Raw genomic sequence first — 15,030 nt, 5'->3', positions numbered from 1 at the left:
CTACCTGACCCGGGACGCCGGGCCGTGCGCATCACCCCCTTATGGAGCGAAGGCACCGGCCCTGCGGGACAGGATCAGTGTGCGTCGGGCGCGGGAGGCGCGGGAGGCGCCATAAGGGCGCGCAACTGGGCATGCAGGCTGTCGGCCTTGTCCTGTGTCGCCTTGATCTGCGCCAACTGATCGGCGGTCAGGACATCATGGATGCGGATGGCGGTCTGCACGCGCGCGGCTTCATGTGCCTGATGGATGCTGGCGATCTGCTGCTGCAGCGATGCGATCTGCGCCTCATCAACCTTGCCGGGGGTCGCCAGCAGGTCCTGGATCTGGTGATGCAGGCCGGATTCCTTGTCCATGTCAGCATGGAAATCGGGATGATCGGCCTTCAGGATGGCGTCGATCTTCTTGCGCTGCGCCTTCGACAGGTTGACCTGCGCAAGGAAGGGCATGCCACCGGGCGCACCATGGCAGGACGGCGGCGGCGGCGGAGGGGCCGCGACGGCTGCTTCGGCGCTGATACCCGCAAATCCACCCACAAGCGTCGCCGCCAGAATCATCTTCTTAAACATGGTGTCTTTCCAATCTGTAATAACACACACTCCCTACCCTGCACCGACTCCCGGCACACGACAAGGGTCATCCCGACAGGGTAAGCCATCACATGGGCGGTGAAGCCCATGTTCTTGATACAAAATGTAAGGAAGCAACGCCAGAATGCAACGTAACCACAGGAACATCACACAAACAGGGCATCGTGACTTCACATAGGCCCCCCCCTGCCATCCACCCTTGGATTCAAAGGGAACCGCACAGTTGCAGGGCGGTGGGACCATCAATAACAGGCTGCCTGAAAAGTCAGGATCAATAACATACTGAAATTATAAAGGTTTTTTTGGTGAAGCTTTTTCCAAAAAGCTTCAGAAACCGCCGCCTTTTTGGGAAAAAGGCAGCACCCAAAAACTTTTTTTATTTCTTATCAATGAGTTATCTTCAAACACTCTCTAAGATTTCACCCTTATCAATCCATCACCCGAAACGACCGGTAATGTAATCTTGCGTACGGCGCTGCCGCGGGGCGGTGAACATGCGGTCCGCCGTTTCGACCTCCACCACTTCCCCCATGTAAAAGAACGCCACCTGATCGGCGCAACGCGCAGCCTGTTGCAGGTTATGCGTAACGATGGCGATGGTGAAATCCGCCTTCAGTTCATCAAGCAGTTCCTCGATCCGCGCGGTGGACACGGGGTCAAGCGCGCTGGTCGGTTCGTCAAGCAGCACAACTTCGGGCCGGGTGGCGATGGTGCGCGCAATGCACAGGCGCTGCTGCTGCCCACCTGACAGGGCGGAAGCCGAGGCCCCAAGCCGGTCTTTCACCTCCGGCCACAAGGCGACGCGACGCAGCACGTCCTCGACACGGATATCCATATCCGCACGCGACAGACGTTCGTGCAGCCTCACACCAAAGGCGATGTTGTCATAGATCGACATTGGAAACGGCGTTGGCTTTTGGAACACCATGCCCACACGCGCACGAAGGACATTGAGGTCTACGCCCGCGCCAAGGATGTTGCAGCCATCAAATATGACCTCCCCCGTCGCGCGCTGTCCCGGATAAAGGTCATACATGCGGTTGAGCACCCGCAGCAGCGTGGATTTTCCACACCCCGACGGCCCGATCATGCCGGTGACCTGGCGGTCCGGGAACTCGATCGAGATGTTTTTCAGCGCATGGTGCGCACCATAATAGAAATCGAGGTTGCGGACCGAAATGGCGGCCCCCGTCCCATCCGGCACCTGCCGTGTTTCTTCCACGTTCATTTCCTGTTACGCCCCAACCCAACCCTGACGGCGATATTTATCATCAGTATCCCTGCCGTAATCAGCATGGCGCCCGTCCATGCCATTTGCGTCCAGTCGGGATAGGCGGAACCCGCATATTGGTAAATGGCGATCGGCAGGCTGGCCATCGGCGCATCGGGCCGCACGGACCAGTTCATGTTGCCCAGCGACGTGAACAGCAGCGGCGCAGTTTCGCCCGACACCCGCGCCAGCGCCAGCAGGATGCCAGTCGCGACCCCGTCCCGTGCGGCACGCAGGCAGATGAACAGCGCAACCCGCCAGCGCGGCGCCCCCAGCGCAAACGCCGCCTCACGCATGGCAACGGGCACAAGGCGCAACATATCCTCCGTCGTACGCACCACCACCGGCACCACCAGCATCGCCAGCGCCAGTGCCCCGGCAATACCGGAAAAATGCCCCGATGGCACCACGACGATCATATAGATGAACAGCCCGACAAGGATGGACGGCGCCGACAGCAACAGGTCGGATACAAACCGCACCGCCCCCAGCAACCGCCCGTCCGTCGCCGCGAATTCCGCAAGGTATATCCCCGCCAGCAGTCCGGCGGGAGCACCGATCAGCACAGCAAGCCCCGTCTGCATCAGGCTGCCGACGATGGCGTTGGCCAAGCCGCCACCATGCCCGGGCGCAAGCGTGATATGGGTGAAGGTCCGCCACGAAATACCCGCCAGCCCGTTGCGCAGCAGCACGAACAGGATGGATGTCAGCATCAGCAGAACCAGCGCCGTGGCGATATGGCAAAACCCCGTCGCCACACGATCGGCAAGGCGCCTGCGTGCATCGAACGCGCCATCACGCCGCCAGCCCGCCCCGGCGCACCCCACCCCGGCACAGGGCGCATCAGCAGTGCCGGATGCGCGCGCGTCCCCGGCAAGCGGCGCATCAAGGCGCGGGGATGTTTCGCGAATATCCATCACTTGCCCGTCCGCGCCGAACGCAGCAGCCAGCGCGAACATATCAGCGTCGCGAATGAAATCACCATAAGCAGGAACCCCGCCGCCATCAGGGATGAGAATTTCAGGCTTCCCATCGCACTTTCAGGAAATTCCAACGCAATCAGGGACGCAATCGTGTTCCCCGGCGAAAACAGGGACCAGCCGATATGATTTGCATTGCCAATGACAAAAGTGATGGCCATCGTCTCGCCCAGCGCGCGCCCAAGCCCCAGCATGATCCCGCCAACCACCGCCGTGCGCGACCATGGCAGGACGATGCGGCGCATCACCTCCCACCGCGTCATGCCCAGCCCATAGGCGCTCTCCTTCAGCACGGCAGGCATGGAGGTGAAGACATCGCGCATTACCGCCGAAATGAATGGCGTGATCATGACCGCCAGGATGATCCCCCCCGTCAGGAAGCCCGTGCCGTACGGCGCCCCCCGGAACAGCACGCCAATTCCGGGCAGGCGGCCAAGTGAATGGGCGGCCGCAGGCTCCACATACCGCGCCATCAGCGGCACGATGACCGAAAAGCCCCACATCCCGAAGATGATCGACGGCACGGCGGCAAGAAGCTGGATGGCGGTGCCGATAACATTCGCCAGTCGCGCCGACGCGATTTCCGTCAGCCAGAAGGCAATCCCGAACGCCAGCGGCACGGCGATCACGATGGAGATAAGCGCCGTGACAAGGGTGCCGAACACCGGGGCCGCCGCGCCGAAATGCTGCGTTACCGGGTTCCATGCCGGATCAAGGATGAACCCCGGCCCAAAGGTGGCAAAGGCCCCGCGCGCGCCCCATGCCATGACCGCAATCATCCCGCCCAGCCCCAGCAGGATCAGCAGGGCGCTGCAACGGACGATACCGGCAAAAAGTGCATCCCCCCGTGCGCGCGTGCCCCCCGTCAGGGAAGCAGAGGATGTTATAGACCGATCCATACAGAAGACCCCCGCCGCATCCGGCGCTTCGTCATGCCCATGTGTCACCTGTGTCACCCCCGGCAGGCCTGACGCCCGTCAGGTGCGATCCCTGCCCGGACCATTACTGGACCGGCCCTCCTTCCTGCAACCGTCATGGGCCATGCAGCGCGGCTTTTTACATCAGGGCGGCGCATTCCTGCCGGCCCACGCCGTCTCACGCCACGCCTGCGGCATGCAGCAGCAGGTCACGGGCCACGTCCCGGCAGGCATCGACACTGACACGATCCAGGACAAATACATTGGGGGCGATATTATCTCGACTGCTGCCGATCGGAACCAGCGTCCCGCGCGTCAGTTCCCCCCGGCATTCAACACCCAGCCGCGCCATATGACCGCCAAATAACCGGGGACACAGCAGCGACACCACAGCCACCGCCGACGCCATTGGCACAGCCTGCGCACCCGCACCGCGCAACAGGTCATGGACCATGCCACCGGCACAGCCACGCCCGGCAAGGGCGGCCACCTGCTCCATCCATATCCCGTCTGCCGTCACCCGCGCGACGCAATCACGCGGCAGCACTGTCACAGGCACACCGGATGCAAGGACGATGGCTGCGGCCTCCGGGTCGACATGGATATTGGTATCCACGCCGAAGCCACCGATGCCAGGGCCATCCCCCCCGCCCGCATCGGCAAGAATCACGACCCCATGCAGATGTAAGGCAAGGCGCGGTTCCTGCATCAACGCCAGCGCGAGATTGGTCAGCGCACCGGCGCAACAGACGCTGACACTGCCGGCGGGACGGGCCATGGCATGACGGATCATCGCCACGGCAGGCAGTTCCGCCTCCCCCAGATCAACTCCAGCCGCATCCCCGGTTGCATCCCCGGCCCCGTTCCGGGGGCGTGTCCACGCATTACCCACCGCGAACACCGGCAGGCCACTGCCGCCATGAACGGGGATGTCCTGACGCCCCGCCTTTTGCAACACCCTGCGCGCAAGCTCCGCCGCACGGCGCGCCTGCTGCGCCCCGTGCCCCCCCGTTGTCACCAGCACGGGGTCGAGCATGTCAGGAACCTGAAGCGCCATTACGAGCGCGGCCATATCCTGTGGTGCGCCAGTCAGGTCCAGGATGAGAGGACGGGTCATGTCACGGCTTCCGTCTTTGTTCACAAACAGTATCGGGGGTGTGGTGGCCTCTTGTGCGGCATCCGTCAACATCTGCCATGCATGCGCCCCGTTCTTCATACATCATCACCGCACGCAGGCTGTTTCAAAACCCCACCCGTGCAACGTCGCATAAATCATAAAGAAGCTTTTGATGAAGATTTCCCCAAAAAAGCTTCCATGACCGCCATCACCAAAAAAGGCAGCCCTACCCTGTAATCATCAAGGTGGATGGGACTATTTTCACATCCACCTTCACTCCCCGCCACCTTCAAAAGACAGCGCCGTTCAGGAAAAGTTACGGTCCGAACACTTTGATGACTGTTTTATCAACTGCCATTTCCAAAACGATTTCATGGCCCCTCATGCCGCACCGGCAGCCAGTACAATGCCCGCCGCAACATGAGGTCCATCCCCCACCATAACAGGACCGTCATCGCCGACAGCACCAGCAGGGCCGCGAACATCAAGTCCGTCTCGAACCTTGTATTGGCCGTCTGCATCAGGAACCCCAACCCCGAAGACGCCCCCACCCATTCCCCCACAACGGCGCCAATCGGCGCGATGGCGGTGGCGACCCGCATCCCCGATGCCAGCGCCGGAAGGGCGGCGGGCAGGCGCACATACAGCAGCACCCGCCATCGCGACGCCCCCATGGTGCGCGCAAGGTCGATCCAGTCCGCCGGGGTCTGGCGCAACCCGTCGGCAAAGGAAGATGTCACGGGAAAAAAGATGACCAGCACCGCCATCACGATTTTCGACGCCATCCCGAAGCCGAACCACAATACCAGCAACGGCGCGAGGGCAAAAACCGGCACAGCCTGACTGAGCAGCACCAGCGGCATGGTCCACCGCCGTACCGAAGGCGACAGCGCCATCAGCAGCGCCAGCGCCCCCCCGCCACAGACACCCAGCACCAGCCCGCACAATGTTTCGACCAGCGTGGTCAGTGCGGAGTCGCCCAGAAGGGCGCGCTGCCGCCACATGGCCCGCGCCACCGCATCTGGCGCAGGCAGCAGGTAGGGCGGCACATGACCCCAGCGCGCAATCCCCCACCAGACACATACCAGCCCGAACAGCGTCACCAGCGGGCGCAGGAGTCGCGCGGCCATTGTCATGACGCCAGCATCCGCCGCCACAGGTCCGCCTGCGCCGACAGCAGCACAGGATCATCCACGGCGCGCGGGATATCCATCCCCCCCGACAGGGGAAGAGACAGAGGCGAAAGCCGGACAGGCGCGCCCCCCATCATGAACAATGCCTGCGCCATGCGACAGGCCTCCAGCGGGTCATGTGTAATCAGGATGGTCGTACATCCCGACAGCATCCGCGCCGCAAGTTCGTGCATCCGCAGGCGTGTAAGGCTGTCCAGCGCGGAAAATGGCTCGTCCATCAGGACAACCGGCCTGTTTTCATACAAGACCCGCGCAAGCGCCACGCGCTGCCGCATGCCCCCGGACAATGCTGACGGCAGGGCGGTGCGTGACGCCGACAGCCCCACCTGATCCAGCAGGTCATGCGCACGGGCACGGTCCGGCGGCTCGCCACGCAGGCGGCTGCCCAGCATGACATTGTCATCGACACGCGCCCATGGCAGCAACATGTCATTCTGCCCCATCCAGCCCACCCGACCGGACAGCGGCAGGCCATCCCCGGCAGAGATGCCCCCGGTGTCGGGCACGATCAGCCCCGCCACCAGCCGCAGCAGCGTCGTCTTGCCAATTCCGCTGCCACCAAGCAGGACCGTCAGGCGTGCGGCGGGAAACGTGCCATCCAGATTATCGAAAATACATTGCCCACCCATCGACAGGCCCAGTCCCCGCACCATGACCGCAGGGGCATGGCCGACCACGGACGCCATCACTTTCGCCGGGATGGATAGGCGATCCCCAGCGCGTCGCGCGCCTGCGTGGCAAGGACATCGACGCGTTCGTTATTTTCATCGCCCGCATGGCCACGCACCCATTGCCATGTGATGTCATGGCGCGGCGCAAGGTCAAGCAGGCGTTGCCACAGATCCATGTTCGCCACCGGGTCGCCGGACGCATTGCGCCACTTGCGCCGCACCCATCCGGTGGACCAGCGCGTCATGCCATTGCACACATACTGGCTGTCGCTGTGCAGGATGACCTTGCATGGACGCTTCAGGCTGGCGAGGGCCTCCGCCACGGCGGTCAGTTCCATGCGGTTATTGGTCGTCTCCGCCTCGCCACCCGTAATTTCACGCTCCTGCCCGCGAAACTGCAACAGCGCGGCCCATCCCCCCGGCCCCGGATTGGGCTTGCACCCCCCATCGGTCCAGATCAGCACCACGTCATCGTCGCGCGTATCCCCGCCGGGCGTCGCCTTGTCCATCACAACCATTCCAGCGGGGCGGCACAGGTGCGGAAGAAACGCAGCCGCCCAAGGTAATCGAGGGGGTTTTTCGGCGTGACCAACGCGTCAGGCGGCGTGTTGAGCCAGTCATACAGACGCGTCAGCAGGAACCGCACGGCAGCCCCCGTGGCCATTACCGGCAATGCGGCACGTTCCGCGGCATCCAGCGGACGCACGCTTTCATACCCACGCACCATCGCCCGCGCCCGGTCAGGGCGGAACGTGACGGTTTCGTCAAAGCACCACGCATTAAGCGAAATGGCGAGGTCATAGGCAAACCAGTCGGTGCAGGCGAAATAGAAATCAATCAGGCCCGACAGATGCCCGTCTATGAAAAACACGTTATCGGGAAACAGGTCGCCATGGATCTGCCCGCGCGGCAGGACCGGGTGCGCGCCCTGCCCCGGCCATGACGGCCCGATGAACGCCAAGGCATCATCAATTTCCGCGATCAGGCCAGACTGCACCTGATCGCCCGTCGCACGGCATGAGTCCAGCAGCGATGACCATGCGGCCGGCCCCATGCTGTTGCGTCGCTGCGCGGTGTATCCTTCCCCATCGCGATGCAGGCGCGCCATCGCCGCCCCCACAGCCTCGCAATGGGGGACCTCAATCCGGCGCGGCCATGCGCCCTGCAGGAACGTGGTAATGGCGGCCGGGCGCCCCGCAAGCGTCCCCAGCGTGACGCCCGCGCGATCAGCCACCGGACGCGGGCACGACAGCCCGCGCTGCGCCAGGTATTGCATCAGCCCCAGGAACCACGGCAGTTCATCAGGATTTACCCGCCGTTCATACAGCGTCAGGATAAAATCCGCGCGCGTGGTACGCAGCAGGAAATTGCTGTTCTCCACACCTTCGGCAATGCCATGGCACGAGACCGGCTCGCCAATGTCGTAGCCCCCGACGAACTTAGCAAGTTCATCGGGGGGGGACGTCCGTATAGACCGCCATCGTCGGTTACAAAAAAATCAGCCGAGCGGCGCGGGCAGGCGGAAGGTCACGTTCTCTTCCTTGACGGTGCGTTCCTCGATCTCCAGCGTGAAACGCTTGGCAAGGGCGGCGACCATTTCCTGCACCAGCGATTCCGGCGCGGACGCGCCCGCCGTGATCCCCAGCGTCTTCACCCCGTCCAGCGCCGACCAGTCCAGCGCGTTCAGGCGCGGCACCAGCAGGGCGCGCGGCGCGCCACTGCGCTCGGCCACTTCGCGCAATCTCTGGGAGTTGGAGGAATTGGGCGAGCCGATCACGATCACAAGGTCACAGCCCGGTGCGATCGCCTTGACCGCTTCCTGCCGGTTGGTGGTGGCATAGCAGATATCCTCGCGCTTCGGCCCTTCGATCAGGGGGAAACGGTCACGCAGGATATCGACGATTTCCGCGGTATCATCAACCGACAGCGTCGTCTGCGTGATAAAGGCAAGGCGCGCGGGATCGGCCGGCTGGACCGTGCGCGCTTCCTCCGCATCATTGATCAGCGTGACCGCGCCGGGGGGAAGCTGGCCCATCGTGCCGACGACCTCTGGATGGCCGGCATGGCCGATCATCAGGATGTGGCGGCTTTCGGGACCACCATCGGCGAAATGACGTTCCGCCTCGCGATGCACCTTGGACACGAGGGGACAGGTCGCATCCAGATACAGCAGGTTGCGGCGCATGGCCTCCGCCGGGACGGTCTTGGGCACGCCATGGGCGGAAAAGACCACGTGACCGTCGGAGGGAACCTCGTCCAGTTCCTCCACGAAAATTGCGCCCTGCGCCTCAAGCGCTTCCACAACGGTGCGGTTATGGACAATTTCGTGCCGCACATAGACGGGCGCGCCATAACGGCGGATCGCTTCCTCCACCACGCGGATCGCGCGATCGACCCCGGCGCAGAAACCGCGCGGCCCGGCAAGCAGGACCTTGAGCAGGCGTGGCGACACGTCAACGGGGGCGTGGGCATCGGGAGTGTGAATCATCTGGTCGGGCATGGTGTTCCCCAAACATCCGGCGGGCGGTATAGGATACGGGCCGCGATCTGTTACAGTTCCGGTCCCGCATCGCGATGCAATGACCCGGCCCTACGCAAACCGTGGCGATGGCGCAAGCCATTTCCCGTTCATTCTAGCCTATTCTCATATATATGTCCTCCCCACCGTGACGGGACATTTACATGTCCGCGTTACGATGCCCGATTGCATGCCAGGCGTTTGAACCGCCATTATCAGCCCGCCACCCGTAGAGCCCATGTCGAGCACGAAAGCCCGGAACTCCCGCATGATTTCTCATTTTCCCACCCGCGCGTCCCTGTCGTCCCGCGCCGCGACCTTTGCGCGCGTGCTGAGCCTGCTGGCGTTGCCGCTGCTGGCGGCGGGATGCCAGAATGAATCGGATTCGATTTCCTTTGCCCCGGCATGCCCGGTGGTGGAAATCCCCGGCGAGGCCGCCGATTATTACCAGTATACCGGCAGCGAACATGACCTGTCGCACCTTGTGGTCCGCGCCGCCCTGCGTGAGGTCGTCGGTTCGTGCGAGGACGGGGCCCACCGCACCGTCGTCACCAACATGCAGATCGGGCTGCATGTCGTGCGTGGCCCGGCATCCAAGGTCAATTTCGTCAATATCCCGTATTTCGTCGCCGTCGTGTACAATGGCGAAATCAAGAGCAAGAAGCAGTTCATCGCGCATATTGAATTCGACAATGGCGACCTGCAAAAGGCCACCAGCACACGTAATATCCCCATCACCCTGCCAATTTCACGACGCATCCATTCCGAACAGTACCATATCGAAATCGGATTCCAGCTCACCCAGGCGCAGCTTGATTTCAACCGCGCCCATCTGGTGATGCCTTCGTTCCACAAGCTCTGATCCTACCGCCCTGCCCGGCGCATCCGGCACGCCCGGCGGGGCTTTCCCCCCATGCCCCTGCCAGCATGGGAGGGGGCGCATGCAGGGCCGCCCCTTTCCTTTTTTCCCCATCCGCGCGATGGAACGTCACCCCTTTCACAGCAACAGGCCAGCGATCCATATGAAATCGACGCGCATGTCCCGGGAACTGTCGTTACGCGGCATTGTACTTGGGGCACTCATCACCCTCGTCTTTACCGCGTCGAACGTCTATCTGGGGCTGAAGGTGGGACTGACGGTCGCATCCTCCATCCCTGCCGCCGTCATTTCCATGGCTGTCCTGCGGGCGCTTGGCGGGTCCAGCGTCCTTGAAAACAACATCGTGCAGACGCAGGCCTCCGCCGCGGGGGCGCTGTCATGTGTTTTCGCCGCGCTGCCCTCGCTGATCATGATCGGCTACTGGCAGCATTTCCCCTTCCTTGAAACCACGCTCATCTCTGCTGCGGGCGGCATGACGGGGGTGCTGTTCACCATCCCGCTGCGGCGCGCCATGGTCAATGAAAGCGCCCTGCCCTATCCCGAAGGGGTCGCAGCGGCGGAAATCCTCAAGGCCGGGGAAAAGGACACCAGCCCGGCCGCCCTGCGGGCGTTGACGGGTGGCGGCATGATCGCGGCGATCATCACCTTTGCGTCCACCGGGTTGCGACTGCTGGCGGAAGACGCCTCCGTCACGCTGACATGGGGCAACGCGGTCTTTCGCGGGTCATGCGGGTTTTCCCTTGCGATGCTGGGCGCGGGCTATCTTGTGGGGATCGGGGGCGGGCTTGCCATGCTGCTGGGCGCGGTGCTGGCGTGGGGGGTGTTCGTCCCGTTCCTGACGGCGCATGAAGCCAATCCCGATCATCTGACCCCCACCGCCCACGCCACCATCGTGTGGATGCATGACGTGCGCTTCATCGGGGCGGGCATGATTGCCGTGGCGGCCATCTGGACGCTGGGCTGTATGATGGGACCGATCATCCGTGGCCTGAGCGCCAGCCTGCGTGCCACCTCCATTGGCGGCGCACAGACCGATAATGACGCGGACCTGCCGCTGCGTCAGGTCGGGTTGCTGTCCGCGGGTATCGGCATGGTGCTGCTGGTCATGTTCATCGCCTTCCTTGCCCCCTTTGGCGGGGTGAATGCGGGCACTGTCGGGCTGGCGCTGGTGGGGATGCTGTGCTGCATGCTGATCGGCTTCCTTGTCGCGGCGACGTGCGGATACATGGCCGGGATCGTGGGGTCGTCATCGTCCCCCATTTCGGGCATCTGCATCGTGGCGGTCATCCTGCTTGCCTCCCTGTTCGTGGGAATGCGCGCGGTCGGGCTGTTTCCTGCATCGGTGGGCGACCATGGCGGCATTGCCTTTTGCCTGTACATCCTGTCCGCGCTGACCGCATCGGCGGCGATCTCCAACGATAACCTCCAGGACCTCAAGACCGGGCAACTGGTGGGGGCGACACCGTGGCGCCAGCAGGTCGCACTGCTGATCGGGTGCGTGACCGGCGCGCTGGTGATCCCGCCCGTGCTGAACATCCTTTACCAGACCTATGGCTTTGTCGGGTATCTGCCCCATCCGGGCATGGACCCGACGCATGCGCTGGCGGCGCCACAGCCCGCGCTGATGATGATGATCGCATCGGGCATCTTCCTGCACCAGCTTGACTGGAACATGCTGGCCATTGGCGGGGCGCTGGCGGTCGTGGTGATTGTCACCGACCTTGTGCTGCGCCGCCATGGCCGCACACTGCCGCCGCTGGCGGTGGGAATCGGCATTTACCTGCCTGCCGCGGTCACGGTCACACTGGCGATTGGCGCACTCGTCAGTTGGGTCTGCGCGCGGCGGGGGGCCAATGCACATTCCTCACAGATCGGCACCATGCTGGCATCGGGGCTGATCGTGGGGGAAAGCCTGATGGGGGTTACGCTGTCGGCGGTGGCAGGGTTCGCCGGACGGGACAGTGCGCTGTCGATCATGCCCGCAGGTATCCCAGCCGTCGTGCCGGACATCGCCGGGGCCATGGTTTTCGCCGCAATGTGCGTATGGTTCGCACGCTATGTCCTGCGCGCGCGATAGGGCGGAGGACAGGAGACGATCATAAGGTGATCGCAAGGCGAATCGCCTGCGGCGGCTTGCCCCCCAGGCTATGGGCATGGGTCAGGATATGCATCTGCCGCACGCCACACATCGGGCGATAGACCTCGCCCGTCTATGATGGCAGCATCGGGGCATGGCATTACGATTCAGCGAACTTGACTTCCCACGCCCGAGCAAGGAACGGCTTTCCCTGCGCTTCGGGCAGGTTTCCACCCTGCTGGACCAGGGCCGGCGCACGGAGGCGCTGGGCCTGTTCGATACGATCCGGCGGGATTACGAAAGCTGGTCGGCAATGACCGACCTGCGGTTTTCACAGGATACGACCTCGGCCACCAACAAGGCGGAACGTGATTACGCGGATTCGCTGACGCCCTATGTCACCGCGTTCGAGGTCGCGATCAAGCGGCGGCTGCTTGATGACCCGGACCAGCAGGCGGTGCATGCGACGCTGACGCCGCATACGCTGGAACTCTGGCGCACGGACATCACCACCTTCGATTCGCGAATCGCCGACGCGCTGGAGGAGGAAGCCCGGCTGAGCGGTGAATACACCGCGCTGATCGCCTCTGCCCGCCTGTCGATCGACGGACGCCAGGTCAACCTGTCCGGCCTTGCCCCCTATGCCGAAAGCACCGAACGTAACGTGCGCGAACAGGCAGAGCGTGTGCGCTGGGCATTCTTTGCGGACAATGCGCAACAGTTCGACACGCTGTTCGACCGGCTGGTGCATGTGCGTGCCGATATGGCCAGCGCGCTGGGGTATGACGCCTATACCTCCCTGGCCTATCGCCGGATGCGACGTGTGGATTATGGCCCCCACGAAGTCGCGCGCTTTCGCGAGGATGTGCGCACCCATGTCGTGCCGCTGGTGCAGCGTATCCTCGAACGCCGTCGCACGACGATGGGATGGGACTGCGTATATTCGTGGGATGAACCGCTGATCGACCCGCATGGCAACCCGCGCCCCATCGGCGGCCACGACAGGCTGGTGGCACAGGCGCAGGTGATGTTCGACCGCATGGGTGGCGACCTTGGCGAATTCTATCGCCAGATGCGCGAAGGCGGGTTCCTTGACCTGCGCAACCGCGATGGCAAGGCCGGGGGCGGGTTCTGCACGTCCTTTCCCACGGTGGGGATGCCGTTCATTTTTGCCAATTTCAACGGCACGCAGCACGATATCAACGTCTTCACCCATGAAATGGGCCATGCCTACCAGAACTGGAAAAGTCGCGGCCTGCCTGCGGTGGACCTGTTATGGCCGACGATGGATGCGGCGGAAATCAATTCCATGGCGCTGGAATTCCTGACCTGGCCGCATATGGACCTGATGGTCGCCCCCGGCGAGGCCGAACGTTTCCGGCAGATGCACCTGATCGGGTCGCTGTCGTTCCTGCCCTATGGCGTATGCGTGGATCATTTCCAGCACGAAATCTATGCCCGGCCGGACATGTCCCCGGCCGAACGCCACGAGCTGTGGCGTGACATGGAACGCCGGTACCTGCCATGGCGGGATTATGGCGGGATCGCCCACCCCTCCGCCGGGGGACGGTGGCAGGCACAGGGGCATATCTACCGCTCGCCCTTCTATTACATTGATTATGCACTTGCGCTGTGCTGCGCATTGCAGTTCTGGCAACGTAGCCGTACGGATTACAAGGGCGCCCTGCATGAGTATGTCGCGCTGTGCGAACGTGGGGGATCGCGGCCCTTTACCGGGCTGGTGCTCGATGCGGGGCTGACCTCCCCGTTTCAGTCCGGTGCGCTGGCAGATACCGTGCGTGAGGCTGCGCATTACCTTGGCATGACGCCGCCGGAACCATCAGAAACTGTTTGAAAACAAATCATTGATAAAAAACAGGAAAAGTTTTTGGGTGCCGCCTTTCGATCGAAAAAGGCGGCGTCTTCTGAAGCTTTTTGGAAAAAGCTTCACCAAAAACCTTTATAATTTCAGTGTGTTATCAAGACAGACTTTTCAAACAGTCTCTTAAAAAACTTTGCGAAAACAGGGTATCGCCTGAAATTTTCCCATTCCTTGTCAATGGAATGCTTTCAATCAGGCGTTAGCAACAGGCACAGGTCGGGGGGGGCTGTTTCCCAAGGGATTTATAAGGTTGCTGCCTTTGCGAGAAAAGCAGCCCCTTCCCCCACCAATGTCGTCATGTCCCCTCACGGGGGATCGGGAACCATGCGCCCGCTGACTTGCGCCCGCAGACTGTCAGGTGCGTGCATCCCACTGTGCCAGCAGGTCGATCACCGCCTGTGACGACATCGCGCGCGCATTGCCCAGAGCCGTCAGGCCATCGGCATTGAGCACCTTGCCCTGCGCCGTCACAACCAGCACGGTCGGCACCGCCGAAATCTTCAGCCCGTGCTGCTCAAGGAATTCGAGGTTGGTATTCATACGTTCAACATTGATCATCACCACCACGAAATGGCGTGCGATCCATGGGGACACGGCCGGGTCATCCATCAACCCCGCCAGAATACGGCAGTCAGGGCACCAATTGCCCCCGAAATCCAGCAATACCTTGCGCCCGGTGGCCCGCGCGGTGTCAAATGCGGTGGCGATCCGTTCGCGCGTCCCCTCCGTCGGGCCATAAGGCTGTGCCGGAACGGTTGGGGTCAGGTTGCCGATCTGTGGCGGTGCCTCAACCGTGGCGGCCTGCGCACCACCGGCGATCGCGCCAACGCACGCACCCGCCACCAGCCCTGCGCGCCACAGGCGCGACATATGTCCAAAACGTTCATTCATCCTGTTGTTTTCCTCTCCCGCCATCTTCCCCCGACACGAACCGACCG

At 62.8% G+C, this 15,030-nt stretch carries 13 protein-coding genes and 1 pseudogene; 3 read left to right on the top strand and 11 right to left on the bottom strand.

Annotation, left to right across the window (positions count from 1 at the left end):
• Positions 1–74: 74 nt before the first annotated feature.
• The 10 genes and pseudogenes from FYB92_RS07030 to ispH all read right to left on the bottom strand — a co-directional run bounded on the left by FYB92_RS07030 (position 75) and on the right by ispH (position 9,223).
• Positions 75–566 (bottom strand): Spy/CpxP family protein refolding chaperone, encoded by a 492-nt coding sequence (locus FYB92_RS07030; RefSeq protein ID WP_040510925.1) that lies wholly within the window; start codon positions 564–566, stop codon positions 75–77.
• 457 nt (positions 567–1,023) lie between these two features.
• Positions 1,024–1,815 carry a phosphate ABC transporter ATP-binding protein PstB gene (pstB, locus tag FYB92_RS07025; protein ID WP_003620845.1) on the bottom strand — a complete coding sequence of 264 codons (792 nt, stop codon included), beginning with the start codon at positions 1,813–1,815 and terminating at the stop codon, positions 1,024–1,026.
• The gene (gene pstA, locus FYB92_RS07020; protein WP_332828394.1) at positions 1,812–2,774 is read right to left on the bottom strand and encodes a phosphate ABC transporter permease PstA; all 963 of its coding nucleotides are present in this window, start codon (positions 2,772–2,774) and stop codon (positions 1,812–1,814) included. Before pstA ends, pstB begins: the two co-directional genes overlap by 4 nt.
• Positions 2,774–3,736 carry a phosphate ABC transporter permease subunit PstC gene (pstC, locus tag FYB92_RS07015; protein ID WP_040512110.1) on the bottom strand — a complete coding sequence of 321 codons (963 nt, stop codon included), beginning with the start codon at positions 3,734–3,736 and terminating at the stop codon, positions 2,774–2,776. Before pstC ends, pstA begins: the two co-directional genes overlap by 1 nt.
• 196 nt (positions 3,737–3,932) lie before the next feature.
• Positions 3,933–4,871, bottom strand: coding sequence for a nucleoside hydrolase (locus FYB92_RS07010; RefSeq protein ID WP_332828393.1), 939 nt, complete (start codon positions 4,869–4,871; stop codon positions 3,933–3,935).
• 371 nt (positions 4,872–5,242) lie between these two features.
• The gene (locus FYB92_RS07005) at positions 5,243–6,007 is read right to left on the bottom strand and encodes an ABC transporter permease (protein WP_196760723.1); all 765 of its coding nucleotides are present in this window, start codon (positions 6,005–6,007) and stop codon (positions 5,243–5,245) included.
• Complete coding sequence (locus FYB92_RS07000; protein WP_332828392.1) at positions 6,004–6,750, bottom strand: ABC transporter ATP-binding protein; 747 nt, start codon at positions 6,748–6,750, stop codon at positions 6,004–6,006. The genes FYB92_RS07005 and FYB92_RS07000 overlap by 4 nt, the downstream gene beginning before the upstream one ends.
• Entirely contained in the window at positions 6,750–7,244 is a 495-nt protein-coding gene (rnhA, locus tag FYB92_RS06995; protein WP_062809095.1) for a ribonuclease HI, read from the bottom strand. The genes FYB92_RS07000 and rnhA overlap by 1 nt, the downstream gene beginning before the upstream one ends.
• Positions 7,244–8,216 (bottom strand): annotated as a pseudogene (locus FYB92_RS06990) (homoserine kinase). Before FYB92_RS06990 ends, rnhA begins: the two are co-directional and overlap by 1 nt.
• Before the next feature lie 17 nt (positions 8,217–8,233).
• Positions 8,234–9,223, bottom strand: a complete 990-nt coding sequence (ispH, locus tag FYB92_RS06985; RefSeq protein WP_225578831.1) for a 4-hydroxy-3-methylbut-2-enyl diphosphate reductase — start codon at positions 9,221–9,223, stop codon at positions 8,234–8,236.
• A gap of 298 nt (positions 9,224–9,521) precedes the next feature.
• On the opposite strand from ispH, the gene FYB92_RS06980 reads away from it, so the two are divergent.
• The 3 genes from FYB92_RS06980 to FYB92_RS06970 all read left to right on the top strand — a co-directional run bounded on the left by FYB92_RS06980 (position 9,522) and on the right by FYB92_RS06970 (position 14,065).
• Entirely contained in the window at positions 9,522–10,115 is a 594-nt protein-coding gene (locus FYB92_RS06980; protein ID WP_003620861.1) for a hypothetical protein, read from the top strand.
• Positions 10,116–10,275: 160 nt separating this feature from the next.
• Complete coding sequence (locus FYB92_RS06975) at positions 10,276–12,210, top strand: OPT family oligopeptide transporter (RefSeq protein ID WP_075596091.1); 1,935 nt, start codon at positions 10,276–10,278, stop codon at positions 12,208–12,210.
• Positions 12,211–12,364: 154 nt separating this feature from the next.
• Entirely contained in the window at positions 12,365–14,065 is a 1,701-nt protein-coding gene (locus FYB92_RS06970; RefSeq protein ID WP_003620864.1) for a M3 family oligoendopeptidase, read from the top strand.
• A gap of 381 nt (positions 14,066–14,446) precedes the next feature.
• Here FYB92_RS06970 and FYB92_RS06965 read toward each other — a convergent pair whose 3' ends face one another.
• Complete coding sequence (locus FYB92_RS06965; protein WP_003620865.1) at positions 14,447–14,983, bottom strand: thioredoxin family protein; 537 nt, start codon at positions 14,981–14,983, stop codon at positions 14,447–14,449.
• Positions 14,984–15,030 lie beyond the last annotated feature (47 nt).

The organism is Novacetimonas sp. GS1 (assembly GCF_036686925.1).
Classification (GTDB): Bacteria; Pseudomonadota; Alphaproteobacteria; order Acetobacterales; family Acetobacteraceae; genus Novacetimonas; species Novacetimonas hansenii.
The sequence above is the reverse complement of the archived record's forward strand: the minus strand, read 5'-3'. Positions and strand labels throughout refer to the sequence as shown.

What these genes read in the sequence shown, in the direction of transcription:
- FYB92_RS07010 (WP_332828393.1), bottom strand. Translation starts at nt 4,871, where the DNA reads ATGACCCGTCCTCTCATCCTGGACCTGACTGGCGCACCACAGGATATG.
- FYB92_RS06975 (WP_075596091.1), top strand. Translation starts at nt 10,276, where the DNA reads ATGAAATCGACGCGCATGTCCCGGGAACTGTCGTTACGCGGCATTGTA.
- FYB92_RS07005 (WP_196760723.1), bottom strand. Translation starts at nt 6,007, where the DNA reads ATGACAATGGCCGCGCGACTCCTGCGCCCGCTGGTGACGCTGTTCGGG.
- ispH (WP_225578831.1), bottom strand. Translation starts at nt 9,223, where the DNA reads ATGATTCACACTCCCGATGCCCACGCCCCCGTTGACGTGTCGCCACGC.
- pstA (WP_332828394.1), bottom strand. Translation starts at nt 2,774, where the DNA reads ATGGATATTCGCGAAACATCCCCGCGCCTTGATGCGCCGCTTGCCGGG.
- FYB92_RS06980 (WP_003620861.1), top strand. Translation starts at nt 9,522, where the DNA reads ATGATTTCTCATTTTCCCACCCGCGCGTCCCTGTCGTCCCGCGCCGCG.
- FYB92_RS07000 (WP_332828392.1), bottom strand. Translation starts at nt 6,750, where the DNA reads ATGGCGTCCGTGGTCGGCCATGCCCCTGCGGTCATGGTGCGGGGACTG.
- FYB92_RS06970 (WP_003620864.1), top strand. Translation starts at nt 12,365, where the DNA reads ATGGCATTACGATTCAGCGAACTTGACTTCCCACGCCCGAGCAAGGAA.
- pstB (WP_003620845.1), bottom strand. Translation starts at nt 1,815, where the DNA reads ATGAACGTGGAAGAAACACGGCAGGTGCCGGATGGGACGGGGGCCGCC.
- rnhA (WP_062809095.1), bottom strand. Translation starts at nt 7,244, where the DNA reads ATGGACAAGGCGACGCCCGGCGGGGATACGCGCGACGATGACGTGGTG.
- FYB92_RS07030 (WP_040510925.1), bottom strand. Translation starts at nt 566, where the DNA reads ATGTTTAAGAAGATGATTCTGGCGGCGACGCTTGTGGGTGGATTTGCG.
- FYB92_RS06965 (WP_003620865.1), bottom strand. Translation starts at nt 14,983, where the DNA reads ATGAATGAACGTTTTGGACATATGTCGCGCCTGTGGCGCGCAGGGCTG.
- pstC (WP_040512110.1), bottom strand. Translation starts at nt 3,736, where the DNA reads ATGGATCGGTCTATAACATCCTCTGCTTCCCTGACGGGGGGCACGCGC.